22 protein-coding genes are annotated in these 24881 nt (G+C 34.0%); 13 read left to right on the top strand and 9 right to left on the bottom strand.

Annotation, left to right across the window (positions count from 1 at the left end; all coding sequences use genetic code 11):
* Positions 1-37: 37 nt before the first annotated feature.
* Complete coding sequence (locus AB8B52_RS03260; RefSeq protein ID WP_406025199.1) at positions 38-1204, bottom strand: BamA/TamA family outer membrane protein; 1167 nt, start codon at positions 1202-1204, stop codon at positions 38-40.
* Between the two features lie 107 nt (positions 1205-1311).
* Positions 1312-2109 carry a universal stress protein gene (locus AB8B52_RS03255; RefSeq protein WP_406025197.1) on the bottom strand — a complete coding sequence of 266 codons (798 nt, stop codon included), beginning with the start codon at positions 2107-2109 and terminating at the stop codon, positions 1312-1314.
* Between the two features lie 35 nt (positions 2110-2144).
* On the opposite strand from AB8B52_RS03255, the gene AB8B52_RS03250 reads away from it, so the two are divergent.
* The 5 genes from AB8B52_RS03250 to AB8B52_RS03230 all read left to right on the top strand — a co-directional run bounded on the left by AB8B52_RS03250 (position 2145) and on the right by AB8B52_RS03230 (position 6704).
* A complete protein-coding gene (locus AB8B52_RS03250) occupies positions 2145-2645 on the top strand; it encodes a GNAT family N-acetyltransferase (RefSeq protein ID WP_406025195.1) in 501 nt (166 codons plus the stop codon).
* The gene (locus AB8B52_RS03245; protein ID WP_406025193.1) at positions 2642-3976 is read left to right on the top strand and encodes an MATE family efflux transporter; all 1335 of its coding nucleotides are present in this window, start codon (positions 2642-2644) and stop codon (positions 3974-3976) included. Before AB8B52_RS03250 ends, AB8B52_RS03245 begins: the two co-directional genes overlap by 4 nt.
* A 130-nt stretch (positions 3977-4106) precedes the next feature.
* Entirely contained in the window at positions 4107-4559 is a 453-nt protein-coding gene (locus AB8B52_RS03240) for a 6-pyruvoyl trahydropterin synthase family protein (protein ID WP_406025191.1), read from the top strand.
* A gap of 10 nt (positions 4560-4569) precedes the next feature.
* Positions 4570-5331, top strand: coding sequence for a UDP-2,3-diacylglucosamine diphosphatase (locus AB8B52_RS03235; protein ID WP_406025203.1), 762 nt, complete (start codon positions 4570-4572; stop codon positions 5329-5331).
* A 65-nt stretch (positions 5332-5396) separates the two neighbouring features.
* A complete protein-coding gene (locus AB8B52_RS03230; protein WP_406025189.1) occupies positions 5397-6704 on the top strand; it encodes a sulfatase-like hydrolase/transferase in 1308 nt (435 codons plus the stop codon).
* On the opposite strand, the gene AB8B52_RS03225 is transcribed toward AB8B52_RS03230, so the two are convergent.
* From AB8B52_RS03225 to AB8B52_RS03210, 4 genes are all read right to left on the bottom strand, one after another.
* A complete protein-coding gene (locus tag AB8B52_RS03225) occupies positions 6701-7975 on the bottom strand; it encodes an MFS transporter (protein ID WP_406025187.1) in 1275 nt (424 codons plus the stop codon). The two genes, AB8B52_RS03230 and AB8B52_RS03225, sit on opposite strands and share 4 nt — an antisense overlap.
* 3 nt (positions 7976-7978) lie before the next feature.
* Positions 7979-9130, bottom strand: a complete 1152-nt coding sequence (locus AB8B52_RS03220; RefSeq protein WP_406025185.1) for an OmpA family protein — start codon at positions 9128-9130, stop codon at positions 7979-7981.
* Positions 9131-9199: 69 nt separating this feature from the next.
* Positions 9200-10891: a single-stranded-DNA-specific exonuclease RecJ gene (gene recJ, locus AB8B52_RS03215; RefSeq protein WP_406025183.1), complete on the bottom strand. Its 1692-nt coding sequence runs from the start codon at positions 10889-10891 to the stop codon at positions 9200-9202.
* A gap of 99 nt (positions 10892-10990) precedes the next feature.
* Positions 10991-11422: an OsmC family protein gene (locus AB8B52_RS03210; protein ID WP_406025181.1), complete on the bottom strand. Its 432-nt coding sequence runs from the start codon at positions 11420-11422 to the stop codon at positions 10991-10993.
* 145 nt (positions 11423-11567) lie between these two features.
* On the opposite strand from AB8B52_RS03210, the gene AB8B52_RS03205 reads away from it, so the two are divergent.
* On the top strand, positions 11568-12170 hold the full coding sequence (locus AB8B52_RS03205) for a carboxymuconolactone decarboxylase family protein (RefSeq protein WP_406025179.1): 603 nt from the start codon (positions 11568-11570) through the stop codon (positions 12168-12170).
* Positions 12171-12646: 476 nt separating this feature from the next.
* Here AB8B52_RS03205 and AB8B52_RS03200 read toward each other — a convergent pair whose 3' ends face one another.
* The 3 genes from AB8B52_RS03200 to AB8B52_RS03190 are packed head-to-tail and all read right to left on the bottom strand — an operon-like array spanning position 12647 to position 14720.
* Complete coding sequence (locus tag AB8B52_RS03200; RefSeq protein ID WP_406025177.1) at positions 12647-13222, bottom strand: uracil-DNA glycosylase family protein; 576 nt, start codon at positions 13220-13222, stop codon at positions 12647-12649.
* 53 nt (positions 13223-13275) lie between these two features.
* The gene (gene rsmI / locus AB8B52_RS03195; protein WP_406025175.1) at positions 13276-13947 is read right to left on the bottom strand and encodes a 16S rRNA (cytidine(1402)-2'-O)-methyltransferase; all 672 of its coding nucleotides are present in this window, start codon (positions 13945-13947) and stop codon (positions 13276-13278) included.
* A 20-nt stretch (positions 13948-13967) separates the two neighbouring features.
* Positions 13968-14720: a hypothetical protein gene (locus AB8B52_RS03190; RefSeq protein WP_406025173.1), complete on the bottom strand. Its 753-nt coding sequence runs from the start codon at positions 14718-14720 to the stop codon at positions 13968-13970.
* A gap of 210 nt (positions 14721-14930) precedes the next feature.
* On the opposite strand from AB8B52_RS03190, the gene AB8B52_RS03185 reads away from it, so the two are divergent.
* From AB8B52_RS03185 to AB8B52_RS03155, 7 genes are all read left to right on the top strand, one after another.
* Entirely contained in the window at positions 14931-15578 is a 648-nt protein-coding gene (locus AB8B52_RS03185) for a thymidine kinase (RefSeq protein ID WP_406025171.1), read from the top strand.
* The gene (alr, locus tag AB8B52_RS03180; RefSeq protein ID WP_406025169.1) at positions 15571-16677 is read left to right on the top strand and encodes an alanine racemase; all 1107 of its coding nucleotides are present in this window, start codon (positions 15571-15573) and stop codon (positions 16675-16677) included. The genes AB8B52_RS03185 and alr overlap by 8 nt, the downstream gene beginning before the upstream one ends.
* Before the next feature lie 85 nt (positions 16678-16762).
* Positions 16763-17167, top strand: coding sequence for a large conductance mechanosensitive channel protein MscL (gene mscL / locus AB8B52_RS03175; RefSeq protein ID WP_406025167.1), 405 nt, complete (start codon positions 16763-16765; stop codon positions 17165-17167).
* Positions 17168-17361: 194 nt separating this feature from the next.
* The gene (locus AB8B52_RS03170) at positions 17362-18351 is read left to right on the top strand and encodes an aspartate-semialdehyde dehydrogenase (protein WP_406025165.1); all 990 of its coding nucleotides are present in this window, start codon (positions 17362-17364) and stop codon (positions 18349-18351) included.
* Positions 18352-18539: 188 nt separating this feature from the next.
* Positions 18540-20705 carry a prolyl oligopeptidase family protein gene (locus AB8B52_RS03165; RefSeq protein ID WP_406025163.1) on the top strand — a complete coding sequence of 722 codons (2166 nt, stop codon included), beginning with the start codon at positions 18540-18542 and terminating at the stop codon, positions 20703-20705.
* Positions 20706-21014: 309 nt separating this feature from the next.
* A complete protein-coding gene (locus AB8B52_RS03160) occupies positions 21015-22376 on the top strand; it encodes an Ig-like domain-containing protein (protein ID WP_406025161.1) in 1362 nt (453 codons plus the stop codon).
* A gap of 10 nt (positions 22377-22386) precedes the next feature.
* Positions 22387-24864 (top strand): FG-GAP-like repeat-containing protein, encoded by a 2478-nt coding sequence (locus AB8B52_RS03155; RefSeq protein WP_406025159.1) that lies wholly within the window; start codon positions 22387-22389, stop codon positions 24862-24864.
* The last annotated feature ends 17 nt before the right edge of the window (positions 24865-24881 follow it).

Here is a 24881-nt window from a genome sequence, read left to right as displayed (position 1 = left end):
CGCTCTAGCCAACTGAGCTAATGCCCCATTTTACTAATTAAAAAGCTTCTGCAATACCTAAGTAAAGGTAATTAGATTTTTGACCAAAACCCCAATCTAGCCTAATATTTAACCGTTCAGATTTATCTATCATATAGCGCAATCCTGCACCATAATTAAAGCGAAAATCATCTAGTTTAAATGAAGATATATTATCACTTACATCACCAGCTCCTGCAAAAACAACGGCTCCAAGTCTCGAATTCTTAAATTGCTTTCTGTATTCAACTTGATTTGCCAATAAATTTTGATCAACAAATCTTCCTTCACGATAGCCACGTAAGATTTTGCTTCCACCAAAAAGCGATAACTCATTAAAAGGTGTGTCACCACTAGAAAACCGTCCTAAAAACTGAAATGCCAATACGTCTTCATTTTTGTCGGAAATGTCAAAATAATGACGTAAGTCAAAACGAGTGAGATTAAAATTTTGTGTGCTTCCAAATGCAGTATCGTAAATACCATGCGTAAATTCAAAATACCAACCACGCTTTGCATTTAAAACAATGTTTCTACTATCATATAATGCAGCTGCTTCTACGCCTACAGATCTTGAACCATCAAAACCAGCGGGTTTTAGAATATTTAAAAGACCATTTTCTATGGTTTTGGTATTAAAAATTTGATTATATCTTAAGCCAGTACCTATAAAAAGATAACGTGTAAGCATGTTTTTTAAGAAGATTGGCTCTAACAACAACTGATAATAGTTATATTCTTCTTCATTTCCTTCTTGGCTATCCCTTCCTAATCCATAGAATAATCTGGGATAGTTTTGAAATCGAATATTCCCTTCTATAACCCATTTTTCTTGATTAGTAAAAATCTCAAAGCCCGAAAATATTATAAATTGATTGTTTAAAGTATATCTAAGACTAATAGGCATGTTAGAAACTCTAGTTTCCTCACCACTACCATTAAATTTGAATAAGAATTTAGCACCAGTGCCAAAACCAAAATTAGTTTCTGGCGAATAGCTAACAATTGGTGCTAAAATAAACTTTGAAAGGTAACGTGTAGAATCTTTTTTAACCGCACTTTTGTTAGGGTAGAATGTAAAAAAATCTTTTACTTTTTTAAAACCCTGTGCTTCAACAGATGTAACTGAACTAAAGAAAATGGTAATAAGAAGTACTAAAATTTTAAACCTAAGCAATTTAGTCATAATAGAATTCGGGTCTGAACATCAAAATTAACACTATAGTATCTCAATTATTGATACACATATGTTTTTAATTGACTGAAATACTTTAAAAAATAATTTATAACACTTTACTTTAAACCACTAAGGACTAAAACTGGTAGCTTTGTACTGTGAAAATCCTTTTTCAAAATTATATCGTCTTCCCAAAGTTTCTTAAAAAAACCTCTTTTTCGTCTTACAACACACAATAAATCTGGAGAATTAGATTTATAATGCTCTAAAACAGCCTGAAACGTTGTTGGTCTTTCAGCTATTGTTGTATTTGTAATCATTTCTTTAAACTCATCAATAAGTTCAAAATCACCTTCGTTATGATAAGGTGTTTTTACCAAAAGTATATTAACAATAGCCTTAAACTGATTTTTTATAGCTTGCAATGGATATAATACACCTTCATTCTTAATAATGGCAGACTTTAAAGCTACCAAAACCTTAACAATAGGTTTGTAAACATAACCTTCTGGCACAATTAAAGCTGGTATCTGTGTACGTTTTACAATTTTCCCAGAGGTCTTTCCTAAATACACTTCATCTTTAATTGAGTTGGTTCTAGGTTCAAGAATAATTAAATCAACATTTAAAGCGTCACAAACTTTTTCGAGCGTATCGATTAGTTTTCCTTTAAAAGTCTTGGTAATAATCTCGACACCTTTAGTGTCTATAGAAGAAATATGCGATTCTAAAAATGACTTAGACTCACGTTCTAAAATATGATCTATTTTTATCATGGTACCTGCTTTGGTATAAACATTATATATTTGAACAACATATAATTTAGCACCAAATGCTTTTGCAAAATCTACTGCATATTGTAAATGCGATTGTGCGTTTTTTGAAGACCCAACAGGAACTAGTATCGTTTTCATAACTATGAATTTGAGAACAAAAATACACATTATAAATGATTCGTAAAGCAGAAGACATAGATATTGAAGCTATAATGAACCTAACAAAAGCTTGTGCTAAAACAATGATAGCCAAAGGTATTTACCAATGGAACGAGCATTATCCCAATCCATCAGCTTTTAAAAATGATATAAAACGACACGAACTCTATGTCTTAGAAATAGATGCCCAAATTGCTGGTACTATTGTTATTTCAACTTTTAAAGATGAAGAATACATTCCCATAAAATGGTTATCTGAGAATGAAAACAATATATACATTCATAGACTTGCTATTCATCCAGATTTCCAAAGAAAAGGCTATGCAAAACAGTTGATGGACTTTGCAGAACACTACGCTATAGAGAACAGCTACAGTTCTATAAGATTAGATACCTTTTCTCAGAACAAAAGAAACCGAAATTTTTACGAACTTCGTGGTTATAAACGCTTAGGAGATATTTATTTTCCTAAGCAAAGTGAATTTCCTTTTCATTGTTATGAATTAGTCCTTTGAACACAGCCATTACATTAAAACAAATTAACAAACTCGCCATACCAGCGTTAATTTCTGGTGTGTCTGAACCTATTTTGTCATTAACGGATTCTGCAATTATTGGCAATATGGATTTTAATGCTACTGAATCTTTAGCAGCTGTTGGTATTGTTGGTACATTTATGTCTATGCTTATTTGGGTTTTGGGCCAAACACGTAGTTCAATTTCATCTATTGTATCTCAATATGTAGGCGCTGATAATCTTGAAGCTGTAAAAAACTTACCAGCTCAAGCTATTTTCTTAATCACGTCTTTGAGTATCTTAATTATTCTAGCAACTTATCCTTTTGCTTCGCAAATTTTTCAATTTTATAATGCATCGGATACTATTCTAAATTATAGTGTAGATTACTATCAAATTAGAGTGTTTGGCTTCCCTTTTACTTTATTTACAATTGCTGTTTTCGGAACTTTTAGAGGTCTTCAAAACACCTATTATCCAATGCTAATTGCGATTGCTGGAGCTGCTTCAAATATTATCTTAGATATTATTTTTGTTTATGGTATTGCAGACTTAATTCCTGCAATGCATATTAAAGGCGCTGCTTATGCTAGTGTTATTGCTCAAGTTATCATGGCTTTACTTTCAGCTTATTATTTATTGAAAGAAACTGATATTCCGTTATTGGTTAAGTTCCCTTTTAATCCTGAAATAAAACGTTTTACTTTAATGATTCTCAATTTATTTATTAGAACTATTGCACTAAATGTAGCTTTATATTTCGGAACAAGCTTTGCTACCAAATACGGAACAAACTACATCGCTGCATACACTATTGCCATAAATCTTTGGTTTTTAGGCGCATTTTTAATTGATGGCTATGCAAGTGCTGGTAATATTTTATCAGGAAAACTTCTAGGAGCAAAAGACTATAAAAACCTAATTGATTTAAGCAATAAACTTATTAAATATGGAATTATCGTTGGTTTAATATTAAGTATGGTTGGTGCTCTATTTTATTATCCTTTGGGTCGTATGTTTAGTAATGATGCAAATGTTTTAAATGAGTTCTATAATGTCTTTTGGATTATACTTTTAATGCAGCCCTTATGCGCTTTAGCCTTTATATTCGATGGTGTTTTTAAAGGTCTCGGAAGAATGAAATACTTAAGAAACGTATTACTGTTTTCAACACTCTTAGTATTTATTCCTGTTGTATTTTGGACAGATGCTTTAGACTATAAACTTTATGGTATTTTCTTCGCTTTTACACTCTGGATTATTGCGCGTGGACTGCCATTAATAATAAAATTCAGAAAAACGTATAAACCCCTTGCCCAAAACACTTAAATTTGATGAATTAATTGGGTTAAATTATAAATATGGATATTCTTGGCTTTTTAGGAGGAAATGGCTTATTCCTAATCTTAGGGTTAGTACTTATTATTGTATATTTCTATAACCGAAACAAAAGACGTTAATGAGCAACATACGTATTACAAAACAGTTTTCTTTTGAAACAGGTCATGCACTTTATGGTTACGATGGTAAATGTAAAAATGTACATGGTCACAGTTACCGATTAGATGTCACAGTTATTGGCACACCAATTTCCGATAATACCAATGTGAAATTTGGAATGGTCATTGATTTTAGCGATTTAAAAAAAATCGTAAAGGAAGAGATTGTAAATGTTTTTGACCATGCTACTGTGTTTAATAAAAATACACCTCACGTTGAATTGGCTAAAGAATTAGCTGATAGAGGTCATGATATTATCTTAGTAAACTATCAACCAACAAGTGAAATGATGGTGATTGATTTTGCTAAAAAGATAAAGAAACGTTTACCTAACAACATAAAATTACATTCTTTAAAACTTCAAGAAACTGCTACCAGTTTTGCAGAGTGGTTTGCTAGTGATAATGATTAAATCCAATCACATAAAAATTCCCGAAGGAAAAAAAATATACTTCGCATCAGATAATCATCTAGGTGCACCAACAGTGGAAGCTTCTCGTCCTCGCGAAAAAAAATTCGTAGCTTGGTTAGACGAAGTAAAACACGATGCTGCAGCTATTTTTTTATTAGGCGATTTATTCGATTTTTGGTTTGAATATAAAACCGTTGTTCCAAAAGGATTTACTAGAACCTTAGGGAAACTAGCCGAAATCAGCGACTCTGGTATTCCTGTTCATTATTTTGTTGGCAATCACGATTTATGGATGAATGGTTATTTTGAAGAAGAACTCGGTATTCCAGTATATCATAAACCTCAAGAGTTTACCTTTAACGATACTTCATTTTTTATTGGTCATGGCGATGGTCTAGGTCCAGGTGACAAAGGTTATAAACGCATGAAAAAAGTCTTTATAAGTCCATTCTTTAAATGGTTATTTAAATGGGGGCATCCAGATATTGGTATGCGAATTGCGCAATATCTATCTGTTAAAAACAAACTGATCTCTGGAGATGATGATGCTAAATTCTTAGGTGAAGACAACGAATGGCTTGCGGTTTACAGTAAACGTAAACTAAAAGAAAAACATCGTGATTTCTTTATTTTTGGACATAGACACTTACCTCTAGAAATTGAATTGAATAAAAAATCCAAGTATATTAATCTCGGTGACTGGATTCAGTATTATACTTACGGTGTTTTTGATGGTGAAAATTTCGAATTAAAAGTCTTTCAAAAAGACTAATACTTCATTTACAGATTGTTGTTAAACCTTTATCATAATCTATAGTCTTATATAAAATCAACTTTATGAGAACCAACAAATTCAACCTAATATTTACTGCTCTTATATTACTTTTTTCATGCAATGACAATTCTTTAACTCCAGAAGATAATCCTGAAAGCAGTAAACCAAATATATTGCTCGTTATAGCAGATGATATGGGTTTAGACGCTACTCCTGGTTATAGTATAGGAAACATAAAACCAAATATGCCTAATTTACAAGGTATGATGACTTCTGGCATTAAATTCAACAACTTGTGGTCCAACCCAACATGTTCACCTACACGAGGTACTATTATCACAGGGAAATATGGCTTTAGAACGAATGTGACAGAAGCTGGAGATTTAATGCCAACTTCAGAAGTATCATTACAAAAATATTTAGATAATACTAATTCTGGATATGCACATGCCGTTGTGGGCAAGTGGCACATAGGTAATAACGATGTTAATCATCCAAATAGCATAGGTGTTGATTATTACGCAGGTAATTTAAGTGGTGGCCTACCATCTTATACAAATTGGAGTTTAATTGAAAACGGAGAAACAACAACGTCTGCAGAATATGCAACAACAAAATATACTGATTTAGCTATTGATTGGATTAATGACCAAACACAACCATGGTTTTTATGGTTAGCTTATAATGCAGCGCATACGCCATTTCATTTACCACCAAACGATTTACATTTTCAAGGTAATTTACCTTCTGACCAAGCGAGTATAGATGCTAACCCTTTACCATATTATTTAGCTATGCTCGAAGCTATGGATACAGAAATGGGTCGTTTAATTAGTTCTATGTCCCAAGAAGAAAGAGATAATACTGTCATTATTTTTATTGGAGATAACGGAACTCCTAATCAAGTGGCTCAAGAATACGCTAGCAATCGTGTTAAAGGGTCGTTATTTCAAGGAGGTGTGAATGTACCAATGGTTATTTCTGGTAAAAATGTGACAAGAGTCAATGCTATTGAAGATGCTTTAATTAACACCACAGATTTGTTTGCTACAATTTCTGAATTAGCGGGTAATTCAACTTCCGAAATCCATGATAGTAAAAGCTTCAAAGAGATGCTAACCAGTTCTAATGTAACAACAAGAGATTATGTATATGCAGAACGAGGTCCTGTTGGTGCGCAAGATTACACTATTAAAAACTCGACGCATAAATATATGTATCTCAATAATGGTACAGAACGTTTTTATGATTTAAGCGACAATCCGCTTGAAAGTCCAAGTCTTTTAAATGCTAATCAATTGCCATTGAGTGCAGAAAATAGTGCGATTATGGATGAGCTAATAGCAGAATTGAATAGTATTAGAAATTAAGTCTCTTCTTCTTTTTCATGTTCTGAAATATCTTGTTGTAAATCGAGTTCGCGTAATGACTTATTTTTAGCACCTATAATAACAACTATAATTAAGGTTATTGTACCACCAAGCATCACTGCCAAAGGTGCACCAAAAATTCGTGCTGCAATACCACTTTCTAAAGCACCCAATTCGTTAGAAGACCCAACAAACATAGAGTTAACAGCACCCACACGACCTCTCATGTTGTCTGGTGTTTTAAGTTGAAGAATGGTTTGACGCACAACCATAGAAATGCCATCAAAAACGCCTGAAAAGAAAAGTGCGAGAACACTTAACCAAAGTAATTTTGAAGCGCCAAAAACTATCATACACAATCCAAATCCAAAAATAGAAATGAGTAATTTTTTACCTGTGTTTTTGGTAATAGGAATGTATGTTGTCGCTAACATGGTAATAATACTACCTGAAGATAATGCTGCATTTAACAATCCAAAACCTCTGGGTCCTGCGTCTAAAATATCTTTTGCAAAAACGGCGAAAATAGCAACTGCGCCTCCAAATAAAACAGCAATCATATCTAAAGTTAAAGCACCTAAAATGACTTTATCATTGAACACAAAACTAAGACCTTCTTTTAGACTTTCCTTAACCGTTTCTTTAGCATCTTTATTTAAAATTGGTTTTTTATCAATTTGAAAAACCAAAACTAGTGCTAACATGACCAATAAAAATATAATACCAAGCGTATAATGTACACCTATCCAAGCAATTAAAAACCCACCACATAAAGCTCCAAAAACACTAGCACCTTTCCATGTACTACTGCTCCATGTCGCAGCATTTGGATATATTTTTTTAGGAACAAGCAAAGCAATTAATGAAAAAATTGTTGGCCCAAAAAAAGCTCTCAAAACACCACCAAAAAATACAAGACTATAAATACTGTATAAAATTGTAATAGTTTCCCATGAGGATTCTATGGTCTCTGATGTTAACCAAAACAATCCAAAACTTATGAAAGAAAATAATGTTATACACAGCATAAAAAGGTTTCGTTTTTCCTTTTTATCCACAATATGTCCTGCAAATGGTGCCAATAAAAAAGCAGGTAAAAATTCACAAAGACCAATAATTCCTAATGATAATGGGTCTTTTGTGAGTGCGTAAACTTGCCATTCAATAACCACAAATTGCATAGACCAACCAAAAACTAAAGCAAAACGTAATAATAAGAAGATGTTGAATTCCTTAATTCGCAGTGCTGCGTATGGATCATTTTTTGCCAAAGGTTAGCTGTTTATTAATTTAAACTCAACACGTCTATTCTCTTGTCGTCCTTCTTCAGTTTTATTATCTGAAATAGGTTTAGAGCTTCCAAATCCAAATGATTTAATTTTAAAAATGTCAAGACCTTGCGAAATTAAATAATCTGCCACAGCTTTTGCTCGTTGTTCAGATAATTCTTGATTTCTAGTTTCTAATCCTGTATTATCTGTGTGACCATAAATTTCAATTTTTAAATTTGTGTTTTCACTAAGATGGTTATAAAGTTGATCCAATTCTTCGATAGAAACTTCTAACAACTCAGCTTTGTCAAAATTGAATAATACATGTTTAAAAGAATAAACCTCATTAGTTTTAATGATTGGTTCTTCTACAATTTTGACTATTTCTTTTGCTTCTTCTTTTTCTATAGACTCTATTGAAATATCATCTATATAGTAGTATGCAAATTGATGTCTAGCCTTTGCTGTTCTTAAAATTTCTTGTACTTCAATCTTTTTATTACTATTAAAATTCCCTATTGAAAAATGAATCTCATAGCCTTCAGCTTCAAATTCTAATGAAACTTTCATCCAATTTTCTCTATCATTATAAAACGTTTCAGATTCTAAAGTATATAGTCGAAAACGATTTTCTGCATATTTTTGGGGTTTAATATACGTTTTAGAAATAGTTCTATAAGTTCTTTTTTTATTAGTTAAGAGAGAACCTTCTTCTTTATTTTTAACTGTAGTAAGTCCTAAAAACTCTTCTGTAAATAGTACTTCAATATTTTTTAGTGCATCTGTAGAATTTTCAGCCAAGCTTATATAAAACGTAAGTTTATACCTCTTTCCTAGCTGTAAAGGTTCTCTTAGTTTTCCTTGTATATATTCTCTGTAGTTATCTGGTGAAAAAAGATAAAACCCTGCATAAGACCTACCTTCCTTAGGTGTTTGAAATCCATTATAGTTTTTATAACCAACGGTTTCGCTACAAAAGCTAAAAAAATCTGTAGTTCCTAAATTGGGAATCGACCAGTCTTTTACATTACCAGCAAATCTTCCAATATGCCAAGGGCATCTATTATAGGCTTCAAAACTTGGATTTAATACTAGGTTTTGGCTCGTTGAAATAACACTGTAAAAAATGAAAAGAATTAATATTAGTTGTTTCATGTGGTATCAACGAAGAGGTAGTCAATTATATTTTATACCTATCAGGTTTTGAAACCCTACAGGATTGAATTAAGCTTTTATATCCTTCAACTTCAGCTGTAAACTCACATTACCATTCCAATGGTTTTCGTCTATAGAATATGCTGCGCTGAACAATTTTTTATCTTTTATGATGTCTATTTTGTCCCCTAATCCAAAACCAATACAGACAATTTTGTCATTAAAAGATTGTGTGGCTGTAAACCTAATATGCTTATCATCTTCACCAACACATTTTCCGTAACCTGTATCTTTTATGTTTTGCGACATAAAGGTTGGCGACATGTTAGCTGGTCCAAAAGGCGCGAATTGTTTTAAGATTCGCATTAATTTATCATTGATTTCCCCTAATTCTATTTTTAAATCAACTTTGAGTTCTCGCGTTAATGATTTTGGGTCTATGGTTTCTTTAACAACACTTTCAAACTTTGCCTTGAAGGCTTCATAATTTTCTGGAAGTAAAGTTAATCCTGCAGCATATTTATGGCCACCAAATTGTTCAATATATTCAGAACAGGCTTCCAACGCATTATAAACATCAAAACCTGAAACAGAACGTGCCGAAGCTGCTAGTTTGTCTCCACTTTTGGTAAACACTAAAGTTGGTCTATAATAGGTTTCTATTAAACGTGAAGCCACTATACCAATAACGCCTTTGTGCCAAGTCTCATCGTAAACAACGGTTGTAAATCCTTCTTTTTCGTTATTTTCTTCTATCTTATTTAAAGCTTCTTCAGTTATGCGTTTGTCAGTTTCTCGACGGTCTGTGTTAAATTGGTCGATATCTACGGCATATTCTGCTGCTAAATTAAAATCAGTTTCTGTTAAAAGTGTTACAGCATGGTTGCCATGCTTCATTCTGCCCGCTGCATTGATTCTAGGCGCGATTATAAAAACTACATCTGTAATCGTTAACTCATCCTTTTTAACTTCGGCAATTATGGCTTTCATTCCTGGTCTTGGATTGGTATTAATGACTTGTAAACCAAAATAAGCAAGTGCTCTATTTTCTTCTACAATAGGAACAATATCTGCACCTATCGCTGTGGCAACTAAATCTAAATATTCTACTAAATCTTCAACCGTTTGACCTTCATTTGAAGCTAATGCTGTAATGAGTTTAAAACCAACACCACAACCACACAATTCTTTAAAAGGATACTCACAATCGTCTCGTTTTGGGTCTAAAACCGCAACGGCTTCGGGTAATTTATCTCCTGGTCTGTGATGGTCGCAAATAATAAAATCTATGTCTTTTTTTTTAGCATAAGCGACTTTATCTATTGCCTTAACACCACAATCTAAAGCAATGATTAATGAAAAATCATTATCATCGGCAAAGTCAATGCCTTTGTAAGACACACCATAACCTTCGTCGTAACGATCAGGAATATAAGTTGCAACACTATCGATTCGTGTTTTTAAATAGGAAGACATTAAAGCCACAGAAGTAGTTCCATCGACATCGTAATCTCCATATACCAAAATGTTTTCACCATCTTCAATGGCCTTTTCGATTCGTGCAACGGCTTTATGCATGTCTTTCATTAAGAATGGATCATGAAGCTCATTAAAACTTGGTCTAAAGAATGTTTTGGCAGCTTCGTAAGTATCAATGCCTCGTTGTAACAACAAAGTCGCAACGATATCGTCTACTTGAAGTGCTTTTTTTAAGTCTTCAACTTTTGATGTTTCTGGTTTTGGTTTTAATGTCCAACGCATAAAAAAAAGCCCCTTTAATTAACTCGGTTTTTTTATTTAAATTAATATCTCATTAAATCTTCGATTTCCCAAAAGGGGAAAACTGTTCTACATCTAATCTCATCTTTTCGTCGCTATATGATAAATAATATTAGTTTCAACCTTAGCAAAACGTCTAAACATCTCCATAACTCCGCAGTATTTTTCAACAGAAAGGTTTACTGCACGTTCGCACTTTTTTTTATTTAAATCTGAACCGTAAAAATGGTAATCCACCACAACAGAATGGTAATATCGTGGATGCTCTTCTGTCAATTCTCCAGACACTTCTATTTTAAAATCATCTATTTCCTCTTTCATTTTATCTAATGTAGAAATCACGTCTAACGCAGAACAACCTGCCAAAGAGGATAACATCATTGCTTTAGGTGATAAGCCAAAACGTTCGTCTTGTCCTTCAATGTTTGTATCTATAATTACAGACTTTCCACTTGGATTATCAGATTCGAAGGTTAGTCCACCTTGCCAGTGTGTTGTGATTTTATCAGCCATGTAATTGAGTTTTGAAGTTATAAGTACTTAGAGTGCCTAAAGTTAAGAAGTTCTAGGTTTAAAAAGATTATAAAACTGTAAAGTTTAGTTGCAATGCGTGTGGACTTTAAGTACTTTAGACATTTATAACTTTTTAACTTAGAATATGGCATTAGTAACTCCGTTATCTGCAGAGCACGATTTAGAAACAAAAGAATTGGCTGAATTCTTTAATGAAACCCTTGGGTTTTGCCCAAATTCCGTTTTAACCATGCAGCGCAGACCTGCAATAAGTAAAGCATTTATTAACTTAAATAAAGCTGTAATGGCCAATGAAGGCAGAGTGACCTCAGCCTTAAAACGAATGATTGCTTGGGTAAGTAGTAATTCTACTGGTTGCAGATATTGCCAAGCACACGCGATTAGGGCTGCGGAACGTTATGGTGCAGAACAAGAACAACTCGATAATATTTGGGAATACAGAACACATCCTGCTTTTTCGGATGCAGAACGTGCTGCGCTCGATTTTAGCCTAGCCGCTTCACAGGTGCCAAATGCAGTAAATGCTGATATTAAAAAACGTTTATACAACCATTGGAATGAAGGCGAAATTGTAGAAATACTTGGCGTAATTTCATTATTTGGTTATTTAAACCGTTGGAATGATTCTATGGGAACTAATATTGAAGAAGGAGCTGTTGAAAGTGGAAACCAATATTTAGGAAAACATGGTTTTGAGGTTGGTAAGCATGACGGGAGTCAGTATTAATTTGTCATTCCTGTGAAGGCAGGAATCTTGATTATTAAATGAATTAGATTGAATCTCGCCATAAAAGGCGAGATTTTCCTTTTAAGGATAAAAGGGAAATTTACTGTCCTTTTTTTATTCCCGCACTTATGATACCTTGGTTTCAACAATAAAGTTAAAATCATTTTTTCATGTCTTAATAGGCACTAATTGAATGATTTACTTTAGCTCAAAAATAAAATCATAATGGAAATATTTAAATCTGCATCTGTAATTATAGCTTTGATAATTGGTGGTTGTTTCATTGTTTTCCTGATATGGATATTGGTTATGGTACATCAACTTAAGTCTATATCTAACCCAAAGATTGAAGCATTAGGTGATTTTTTTAGTAAGCTTCCTGTAAAGAAGTTTTTTGGTTTATTATCAAATAACACGATCAATAAAAATGAAAAGTAGTTTAATTTATGACCCTATTTCTGGTTCTGGTGGGTTTTTTACACTATCAATAACGTTTCTACTTTTTTCTGCAACTCAGAAACCACCAATTCCTCAAACCAAGGATTCTTGCTTCTCCAAAACCGATTAGTTGGTGATGGATGCGGAATAGGAAAATACTTTGGTAAATAGTCTTTGTAATCACCAACCGTTTCCGTTAGCGTTCGTTTTGCTTTATCTTTTAAATAATATTTCTGCGCATACGCACCAATTAATATTACCAATTCTACATTAGGCATTTTATCTAATAAAGCTTTGTGCCATTGCGGAGCACATTCTGGTCTTGGTGGTAAATCGCCTGTTTTTCCTTTTCCTGGATAACAGAATCCTATAGGTACAATGGCAAAATTTTCTGGATTATAGAATTGAGCTTCTGTAACATTCAACCATTTTCTTAGTTGTCGTCCACTTGGATCGTCCCAAGCTTTTCCCTTTTCGTGTGCTATTCTGCCAGGTGCTTGGCTTAATAACACAATCCTAGCATTTCTATGCGCACTTAGAATTGGCAGAGGTGCTAATGGCAAATGTGCCTTGCAGATGGTGCAGCTTCGAATCTCTTTAAGTAATTCTTCCATTATTGTTTAATCTATAAACAAAATATAGGCAATATTGTTTTTTAAAAAAACAATCACTTCTTCCCTCCAACCACAATAACAATTTCTCCTTTAGGTGGTTTACTGGTATAATGCTCTAAAACTTCTTTTGCTGTTCCTCTGATCGTTTCTTCGTAGAGTTTGGTTATTTCTCGCGATACTGAAACTTGTCGGTCTTCACCAAAATACTCGCAGAAATGCCCAAGCGTTTTAATTAATTTATGAGGAGATTCATAAAAAATAATGGTTCTAGTTTCTTCAGCTAGTAGTAATAACCTGGTTTGTCTTCCTTTTTTAACAGGAAGAAATCCTTCAAACACAAACTTATCGTTGGGTAGTCCACTATTAACCAAAGCTGGCACAAATGCTGTTGCACCTGGTAAACAATCCACTTCTATTTGGTTTTCTACACAAGCACGCACCAATAAAAATCCAGGATCTGAAATGGCAGGCGTACCAGCATCACTTATAACGGCAATTGCTAATCCTGCTTTTAGTTTTTCAATTAAACCATGTACTGTTTTATGCTCATTATGCATATGATGGCTTTGCATTTGGGTAGTGATTTCAAAATGCTTTAAAAGTTTTCCTGAAGTTCTGGTGTCTTCTGCCAAAATTAAATCCACCTCCTTTAAAACATCAACCGCTCTAAAGGTGATATCTTTTAAATTTCCTATTGGTGTTGGAACGAGGTAAAGTTTACTCATTACTATAATATCAATAAAAACTAATTAAACCTACCCTCAACAATCTCAATAAAACGCTCTTCGTATGCTTCTTTGCCTGTCCAATTATTATAATCTGGTTTTACCATTTCTATAATTAATTTTCGAGCGTCATCTAAAGAATGTATGGTATTAATTTGAGAAATTACGCGGTCGTAATCTTCATTTTTACCTTCAAACAAATGCTTAATAAAAGCCAATTTATCGTTGAGACCAATATTTAAACGCTTCCCTTTAAGCTTATCATTAAGTGATTTCTTTTGTGATACTGCTTCGCGTTTTTGAGCTTCTTCAATAGGTTCAAACTCCGGAATCTCTTCAAAGCCAGATGTAATCGTTTCAAACTCTAATGATGTTGATGTTTTTATTTCATTTGGTAAAGCCTTTTCTAAAAGCGTATCTACAGGCTCGGTTTCTTCTGGCATATGTGCTACCATATCCTTAATTTTCATCATTACAGGTTCCATGATACCATCATCTTCAATCTCATCTAAATTGACATAGGTTTTATCCTCCACTTCAATATTATCACTTACTTTATTATTAAAGGCCGTATCTAACATATCAAAAAACGAAGAATCATTACCTATAGTTGGCATATCATCTTCAAAATTTTCTTGTGCAAATTTTAGAACGGTTAATTTTTCATATAATTTAGCCACTTCCTCATGCAGTTTATTAACATCTTCTCTACCTGTTAGCTTTAGAACCCTATGTGCAATACTAACTAACTCTGATTCTAATTTCTTTATCATTTTGATCTCAATTTTTATGTTTTAAAATGACGCATTTTTAAGCGCTTCTTACTCTCAAAATTCAAAAGAAAAAATAAGTCTCTATTGGTATAAAAAGAGAATATTATTTCTTTCTGTGCTTTTCGTAAGTTTTACTTTTGATTTTTAATAAATTTGCGTGACCTTTATAAGAATCGAATATCGTATTCGATTTAGTGCTAAAATTACAAAATGTTTCTCGAAAATACAGTAAATCAGAAAGAACAATTTGGGTGGATTGAAGTCATCTGTGGATCGATGTTCTCGGGTAAGACCGAAGAACTCATTCGTCGTCTAAAACGTGCGCAATTTGCTAAACAAAAGGTGGAAATCTTTAAACCTTCTGTAGATGTGCGTTATGATGAAGACATGGTTGTTTCTCATGATGCTAACGAAATACGCTCCACTCCTGTACCTGCAGCTGCTAATATTCCTATTTTAGCAGATGGCTGCGACGTGGTTGGGATTGACGAGGCGCAATTTTTTGATGATGAAATTGTGCGCGTCTGTAACGACTTAGCCAACAAAGGTATTCGTGTTATTGTGGCTGGTTTAGATATGGATTTTAAAGGTAATCCATTTGGACCTATGCCAAATCTCATGGCTACAGCAGAGTATGTTACTAAAGTACATGCTGTTTGCACAAAAACTGGAAATTTAGCACAATACAGTTACAGAAAAGCACTAAGCGAAGAATTAGTATTACTCGGTGAAGTTGACGAATACGAACCGTTAAGTCGAGCAGCTTATTATAAATGTATGCATCGCGATAAAATAAGGCAACTCAAAGTAAATGAAGCGGAAGAAGTAGATGCTAAAGACCAAAATCAAAATGTCTAAAGCACAAGAAACTGTTCTGGAAATTGATTTGAGTGCGCTGACACATAACTTCAATTATTTAAAATCTAAATTACAACCACAGACCAAATTTTTAGCTGTGGTTAAGGCTTTTGCTTACGGAAGTGATGCGGTAGAAATTGCCAAACACCTCCAAAAGCTTAATGTAGATTATTTTGCTGTGGCTTATACCAAAGAAGGTGTTGCCTTAAGAGATGCTGGGATTAGGACTCCTATTTTGGTACTTCACCCGCAATCTATCAATTTTAAAACGCTTATTGACCGTTGTTTAGAACCTAGCCTCTACAGTGCTCATGTTTTAAACGAATTTATAAAAACTGCCGAAGGCCAATATCAAAAACACTATCCTGTTCATATAAAATTTAATACAGGCTTAAATCGTTTGGGTTTTGGAGAAAGTGATATTGATGCCATTGTTTCTAAACTCCAAAATACAAGCTCTGTTATTGCAAAGTCTTTATTTTCTCACTTGGCAGCAAGTGAAGATACTGCGGAATTAAACTTCACAAATTTTCAAATTGAGACCTTTAAAACGATTTCGGAAACATTTCAAAATAAAGTAAACTATCAACCTTGGTTGCACCTTTGTAATACATCTGGTGTTATAAATTATCCTGAAGCACATTTAGATATGGCGCGCTGTGGCATTGGTCTTTATGGTTTTGGAAATTCCGCTGATGAAGACCAAAATCTAAAACCGATAGCACGTTTAAAATCTCTTATTTCTCAAATTCACACGATTAAAAAAGATGAAACTGTAGGTTATAATAGAGCTTATAAAGCTGAAGGCATTGAACGAACAGCAACCATACCAATTGGTCACGCAGATGGTATCAATAGAATTTATGGTAACGGCAAAGGCTTTGTAGTTATAAATAAACATAAAGCACCAATTATTGGAAATGTTTGTATGGACATGATTATGGTTAACATTACCAATATAGATTGTAACGAAGGAGATGAAGTTATTATCTTTGATAACATTTATAAAGCCAGTGCCTTTGCTGAAGGTGCTAACACCATTTCATACGAAATTTTAACCTCTATTTCGCAACGTGTAACACGCAGCATTATATACTAAAAAGTATTTTTTTTATGTTTTGTGACTTTTTTAACTATATTGTATCCTATTAACACATTAACTAACTAATTAAAAACATTAAATCATGTTAAAAGAATTTAAAGATTTTATTATGACAGGCAACGTTATTGACTTTGCCGTTGCTGTAATTATGGCTGGTGCTCTTGGCGCCGTTATAAACGGTTTTGTTTCAAAAATTGCTATGCCACTCATAGGCCTAGTAACTGGGGGAAAAAGTTTCTCTGACATGTTCTGGACTCCAGGAGATGAAGTTTACGCTACAGTTGCCGCTGCTAAAGAAGCAGGTGTTGCTGCAGTAGAGTATGGTGCATGGATTGATACTATCGTTAGCTTGCTTGTAGTTGGACTTGTAATGTTTATGCTTGTAAAGGCTTATAACAAAACTAAAAAACCAGTAGAAGAGGCAGCTCCAGCAGGACCTTCTGAGCTTGATATCTTAATGGAAATCAGAGACTCATTAAAAAAATAAAACACGTATAGCATCATCGCTACACTATTATTTTTAACTAAACCCAGACTGTAAAGGTCTGGGTTTCTCTTTTTATGGTATTTATTATTGCATAACCAATAATTAATTGCCCTAATTTTTATCACATTTTTAAGACTTAATTCCTCCTTTACTTAAAGAAATACTATAATTTTAAACCCTTAAATAGTTTTGTTATGAAAGTAGCCATTGTAGGTGCAACAGGTTTAGTAGGTAGTGTAATGCTCAATGTTTTAGAAGAACGAAATTTTCCAGCTGATGAATTATTATTAGTGGCATCGGAACGTTCTGTAGGTAAAAAAATAAGCTTCAAAGGAAAGCAAATTGAAGTGATAAGTATTCCTGCTGCAATTAATGCGCGTCCAGATATAGCACTATTTTCTGCAGGTGGTAAAACATCTTTAGAATGGGCACCAAAATTTGCAGATGTTGGTACAACGGTTATTGATAATTCTTCGGCTTGGAGAATGGACCTATCTAAAAAATTAATTGTTCCAGAAATTAATGCAAAAGAACTTTCTAAAGACGATAAAATTATTGCCAATCCCAACTGTTCTACCATACAAATGGTAATGGCCTTAGCTCCGCTTCATGCTAAATATAAAATAAAACGTATTGTGGTTTCTACCTATCAATCCGTTTCAGGTACTGGTATTAAAGCGGTTGAACAAATGGAAAATGAAATTTTAGGTAAAGAAGGAGATATGGCTTATCCTTATCCTATTCATAAGAATGCCATTCCGCATTGCGATGTTTTTGAAGAGAACGGCTATACCAAAGAGGAAATGAAATTGGTTAGAGAAACTCAAAAAATATTGAATGATTCCACTATTGCGGTAACTGCTACTGCGGTAAGAATACCAACTGCTGGTGGACATAGCGAATCTATAAATGTAGCGTTTGAAAATGATTTTAATATCAAGGATGTTAAACAGTTACTAATGGACACAGATGGTGTCACTATACAAGATAATTTAGAAACGAACCTCTACCCAATGCCAATGTATGCTAATGGCAAGGACGATGTTTTTGTTGGTCGTATAAGACGCGATGCTTCGCAACCAAATACATTAAATATGTGGGTAGTTAGCGACAACCTAAGAAAAGGAGCTGCGACCAATACCATACAAATTGCGGAATATCTTATAAAACACAATTTGGTTTAACAAAATTAGAAGCAGTAATAAATAATTTCAAAAACAGCTATTAGCTCCACCTTGTTAGAGCAATGTTGTGGTATTTATAACCATCATCAATTCAATTTTTGAGAAGTTTTTTAAAACTTAACTAATTAACTACTCGCTAATGTTTTATATTTGAGAGAACTATTGTTTTATTTTCAAAAAAACTGTTTATGAAAAAAATACTTTTTGTTACTGCTGTACTTTCTATTTTTACCTCTTGTAAAAACGAAACTAAAACTTTGAATACAACGACTATAAATTATCCAGAAACTCAAAAGGTAGATACAACGGACACTTACTTTGGCGAAGTTGTACCAGATCCTTACCGTTGGTTAGAAGATGACCGAAGCGAAGCAACCGAAAGTTGGGTAAAATCTCAAAATGAAGTTACTTTTGGCTACCTAGACAACATTCCATATCGCAACGCTTTAAAAGAACGCTTAACAAAACTTTGGAATTATGAAAAAATGGGATCCCCTTTCGTTGAAGGAGATTACACCTATTTCTACAAAAATGATGGGTTACAAAACCAATATGTGATTTATAGATATAAAACAGGTGATGATCCGGATACTGCTGAAATATTCTTAGACCCTAATACATTTAAAGAAGATGGCACTATCTCATTGGGTGGCACTAGTTTTTCTAAAGATGGAAAAACTTTAGCTTACGCTATTTCTGAAGGAGGAAGCGACTGGAGAAAAATTTTAGTGATGAATACGGAAACTAAAGAAATTGTAGAAGACACCTTAGTCGACATTAAATTTAGTGGTATGTCTTGGTATAAAAACGAGGGTTTTTATTATTCTAGCTATGATAAACCTAAGGGTAGCGAATTATCTGCAAAAACCGATCAGCATAAAGTCTATTATCACAAATTAGGTACAAAACAAACTGAAGACGCCTTAATTTATGGTGGTACACCTCAAGAAAAACACCGTTATATCTATGGTGGTGTTACCGAAGATGATCGTTTTTTAGTGATTACACCTCGTGTATCCACTTCGGGCAATAAACTATATATAAAGGATTTAACAGTTTCTAATGCACCTTTAGTTGAAATACTTGGTCATACCGATTCTGATTCTAATATTATAGAAAATGTAGGTTCTAAGCTTTTCATTATGACGAACTTGAATGCACCTAACCAAAAAATTGTAACGGTAGATGCTTCAAATCCAAGCCCTGAAAATTGGGTAGATTTTATTCCTGAAACTAAAAATGTCTTAAGTCCATCCACTGGTGGAGGTTACTTTTTTGCCAAGTATATGGTTGATGCTGTTTCTAAAGTCTTGCAATACGATTATGAAGGAAAACTCATTAGAGAAGTTGAATTACCAGGTGTAGGAACTGCTGGTGGCTTCGGATCTAAGAAGAAAGAAAAAGTATTATACTATTCATTTGCTAATTATATCACTCCGGGAAGTATCTATAAATACGATATAGAAAAAGGCACTTCAGAATTATTCCGTAAACCAAGTATTGACTTTAATCCAGAAGATTACGAAAGCAAACAAGTCTTTTACAAATCTAAGGATGGCACCAAAGTACCTATGATAATTACGCACAAAAAAGGGTTAGAACTCAATGGAAAAAATCCAACCATTCTCTATGGTTATGGCGGATTTAACATCAGTCTAACACCAAGTTTTAGTATTGCTAATGCTGTTTGGATGGAACAAGGCGGCATTTATGCTGTACCAAACTTAAGAGGTGGTGGAGAATATGGAAAAGCGTGGCATGATGCAGGCACAAAACTTCAAAAACAAAATGTATTTGATGATTTTATTGCTGCGGCAGAATACCTAATTTCAGAAAATTTTACATCTTCAGATTACTTAGCGGTAAGAGGCGGGTCTAATGGAGGATTATTGGTCGGTGCAACAATGACGCAACGCCCAGATTTAATGAAAGTAGCCTTACCTGCTGTTGGAGTTTTAGATATGTTACGTTACCATACGTTTACCGCTGGTGCTGGTTGGGCTTACGATTATGGTACAGCAGAAGATAACAAAGAAATGTTTGATTATCTTAAGGGCTATTCGCCAGTTCATAATGTGAAAAAGGGAGTCGAATATCCTGCAACAATGGTCACCACTGGAGATCATGACGATCGTGTGGTACCAGCACACAGTTTTAAATTTGCGGCAGAATTACAAAGTAAACAAACAGGAAACAATCCTACCCTGATTAGAATAGAAACAGATGCAGGTCATGGAGCTGGGACTCCAGTAAGTAAAACCATAGAACAATATGCCGATATTTTTGGTTTTACACTTTATAATATGGGATTTAGCATATTACCGACCAAAATCGATGAAAAAGTAAAAGGATAATTATAATTAAGATTACTTTAAAAAGACTTGGAAATAACTAGTCGTAATATTTGCACCTATATCGCTTATCTACTTGTATTTTAAAATTAATAAATAGGCAAGATTTAAAGTTTTTAACCGTTTTTTACTCTTAAAATACAACTTCTTTAAATGAGCTTTTTTGTTATAATTCTAACAATAGTGCTATTTTAACAACCTATCACATTTAAATTAATAAAAAAAGCCTTAGATTTATCAACTATTCTTGACATTAAGGGTAGGGATTTTAAGGACTTAATTGTCTTATAAATGTGATATCTATTAGTGCAAATGAGAAAAAAATACGTTCTGTTTTTATTTCCTTTTTTGATTCTGTTTTGTTGCGATAAAGATGATGGCGTAACACCATTACTTATTGAGACAAACGCAGATGAAATAACAGTGGTTCAAAATTTAGAAAGTGAAATTTTCATCTTCGCAAATGATTTGTACATTCCTACAAGCGGTACACTCACCATAAGCAATCCTTCAAAAGGAAATGCTTTTATTATAGATCTTAACAATACACCCAATAATCCAAGTGACGATTTTATAAAATACATCCCTAATTCTAATACTGTTGGTACAGATAATTTTGAATATACCATATGCACTAATTCAGGTGATTGCGCCACAGAATCCGTAACGATTAATATTATCTCTAGCTCTAATGTACTGTTTGATTTAGAAGGAATGCCTTTTCAATCCCTTTCGGACTATGGTTTCTTTGTAGGAGATTTAAAAAATCTTGAACCCACATTTGGTGTGCTTCCTTACGACTTAAATTCTGCGCTATTTAGCGACTATTCTAAGAAAAAACGTTTTATCTGGATGCCCAATAATAGCAAAGCCACATTTGTTAGTGACGCTGAAATCTTAGATTTCCCAGTTGGCACCATCATCATAAAGAGCTTTTACTACGACAATGTATTACCAGCAAATAACACGCAAATTATAGAAACTAGACTCTTAATAAAAAAAGAAACTGGTTGGATTTTTGCAAATTACACATGGAACGCTGAACAATTAGATGCTACTTTAGATATGAATGGTAGTTTCGTAGATGTGCAATGGCAACAAAATAATGAAGTGAAATCTGTACAATATAGAATTCCATCAGGCGCAGAATGCCACACCTGCCATAAAGTAATGGAAGTCTCAAAACCGATTGGTCCTAAACCAAGAAATTTAAATTTAACCTATAACTACGATGATGGAGCTGACAACCAATTAGATAAGTGGGTCAGTATTGGTTATTTAGAAAACACACTTCCTGATAACATAGCAACAATGCCAAATTATTACGATACTGGTGAGTCGCTTGAAAATAGAGTACGAGCCTATGTAGATATTAACTGTGCACATTGCCACTCAGAAGAAACGCACTGTGCCTACAGACCATTACGCTTAGATTATTCTGATACAGACAACCTCACCAACATGGGTGTATGCGTCGATGCTGATACAGATCTTGGATTTGACCTTGGACATATTGTAGAACCTGGTGACGCCAGAAACTCAGTTTTGCACTATAGATTAAACTCTACGGAGACCTCAAATAGAATGCCTTTATTATCGCGATCCATTGTTCATGTAGAAGGCGTAGAACTTATAGAAGCATGGATCAACTCCTTAGACACAAATTGTAATTAAAATAATTAATATGAAAAAACTATTACTCCTTACTGTACTTTTTAACTTTATTTGTGCTTACAGCATCGCACAAGAGTTAAATCAATCAGCAAATTGGCCAAATACCCAATGGTCACTAACAGGAACTTACGACGTAGACCATCTCGATGAAGACCCAACAACCTCTGCAAACGGATCCTTCTCGTTTGATGATAACCTCGCAGGTGGTGCTTCAATAAATTATGTGGCCGCAGAGTCTCCGATTATTGATCTTAACGCTGCTTTTACGGCTAATGAAACTGAAATAACAGTAACTTTTCCATATGTACTTAATATTTTTCAGAATGAATCTTTACAGCTTCAATACTGGGATAGTGATGCTAGCGCATGGATAAACTGGGGAAATGTCCTTAATGATAACTCTTCGAGTCAAGTTGATTTTTGTGCTAGTACATCCACCAACCATACCAGCCCTGGTTTAGATATTACGTCTTTTACCAATTCGCAATTAACTGGTTTTAGATATAGAATTCATTACAATGACAATAGCTCATTTGGTTGGGGATTTTGCATTAATTCACCTTTAATTACGTCTTCCATGCCGCCTGCTTGTCCAAGTGTCAATGGGTTATCTATAAGTAATATTAATTCTTCAAGTGCTACGGTAAACTGGACGCCTGGTGGATCTGAAACCTCTTGGGAATTTGTAATTCAACTAACAACAGATGCAGTACCAACATCTGGAACGACTTTAAATATCAATTCTAATAACCTAAATGGACTCTCTCCTGAAACAAATTATACGGTTTATGTAAGAGCCAACTGTAATGCAGGTGGTTTTAGCAATTGGGAAAATGCAAGCTTTACCACAGGTGTTGATACGTCTGGTTTTCCTATAACCTTTACTGCAAATCCGATTAATACAACTGGTGCCTATGACATTGCTCTTGTGGATCTAAATGGCGACTTTTTAGACGATGTGGTTTCAGTAAGTGCTAGCAATATCAATGTACATTATCAAGTAGCTTCTGGTGGTTTTAATATGGCTAATATCGCAACACCAAATGCAGATTTTTCTCCAAACTGGAGTTTAGCTGCTGGTGATTTTGATCGTAATGGCTATAATGATTTAGTCTATGGAGGCGGATCTGGTGTTACCTTCATGCAAGCCAATGATACTGGTACAGGTTATACTGAAATTTCAGGACCAGACTACGTGTTTTCGCAACGTTCTAACTTCGTTGATATTAATAACGATGGTCACTTAGATGCCTTTGTTTGCCATGATGTGCAAGCCAATGTCTATTATATTAATGATGGCTCAGGAAACTTAAATTTCTTTCAAGGTCAAAGTCCTGGAGTCGTTCCAAATGGTTTAGGCTTAACACCTGGAGGTGGGAACTATGGTACGGTTTGGATTGATTATGATAATGACAGAGATATGGATTTATTCATAGCAAAATGTAGAGGTGGTTCTACAACCATTAGTACTAATGAATTATGGAGAAATGATGGTAATGGAGTATTTGTAAACGTTGCCGATAGTAATGGTTGGTACAACACTAATTATCCTGGTGTTGGACATGATAATTCGTCTAACCTCGGAGATAATGTACAAACATGGTCTTCTGCTTGGGCAGATTTTGATAACGATGGAGATATGGACGTCTATGTTGGTGCAAGTAGTGGTACTAATGGAGACTCAAAACTGATGCGAAATAATGGAGACGGTACGTTTACAGATGTTACCGCTGGTTCTGGAGTTTTAGCTGCACAAATGGGAATAGAAAATGCGCCTGCGGATTTTGACAATGACGGTTACATAGACGTTTTAACTAACGGAGATATTTTATTTAATAATGGAGATTTTACATTCACCAATTATTCAGCCAATATGCCACCAACAGGAGCTATTGGAGACACTAATAACGATGGTTTTTTAGATGTTTTTCGCAGTGGTAATATTCATTTAAATAATACCAACGCTAACAATTGGGTAAAGATTAATACCATCGGAACCCTAAGTAATATTAATGGTATTGGTGCTAGGATTGAAATAGAAACCGTGTTAGGTACTCAGATACGCGATGTAAGAAGTGGTGAAGGTTTTGAGTTTATGAGTTCTCTAACCACACACTTTGGTCTTGGTACATCTGCAAATATTGATAGCATCACTATTTATTGGCCATCTGGTACAGTCGATGTTATTGACAATCCAGCCGCAAATACAACTCACAATATTACAGAGGGTTCTGCACTTAGCGTTATCGATGAAACACTTGTTGATGTTAGTATATATCCTAATCCTGTTGGAAATGAACTCAACATTAAAACACAAACAAACGTTGTTGACAAAATTGCAACAATCTTTGATATCAACGGAAAACGTGTACTTAATATGAAACTGACTAACACCACTATAGATGTTTCGAGTTTAACAAGTGGTATCTATTTTTTAAGATTAGAATCTGAAGGAAAAATTATGAAACGAAAGTTTATAAAGAAATAAACGTATTATTCTAAATA

Source organism: Winogradskyella sp., assembly GCF_045105575.1.
Classification (GTDB): Bacteria; Bacteroidota; Bacteroidia; order Flavobacteriales; family Flavobacteriaceae; genus Winogradskyella.
Note: the sequence above shows the minus strand (reverse complement) of the source record. Positions and strands in the feature narration are given on the sequence as shown.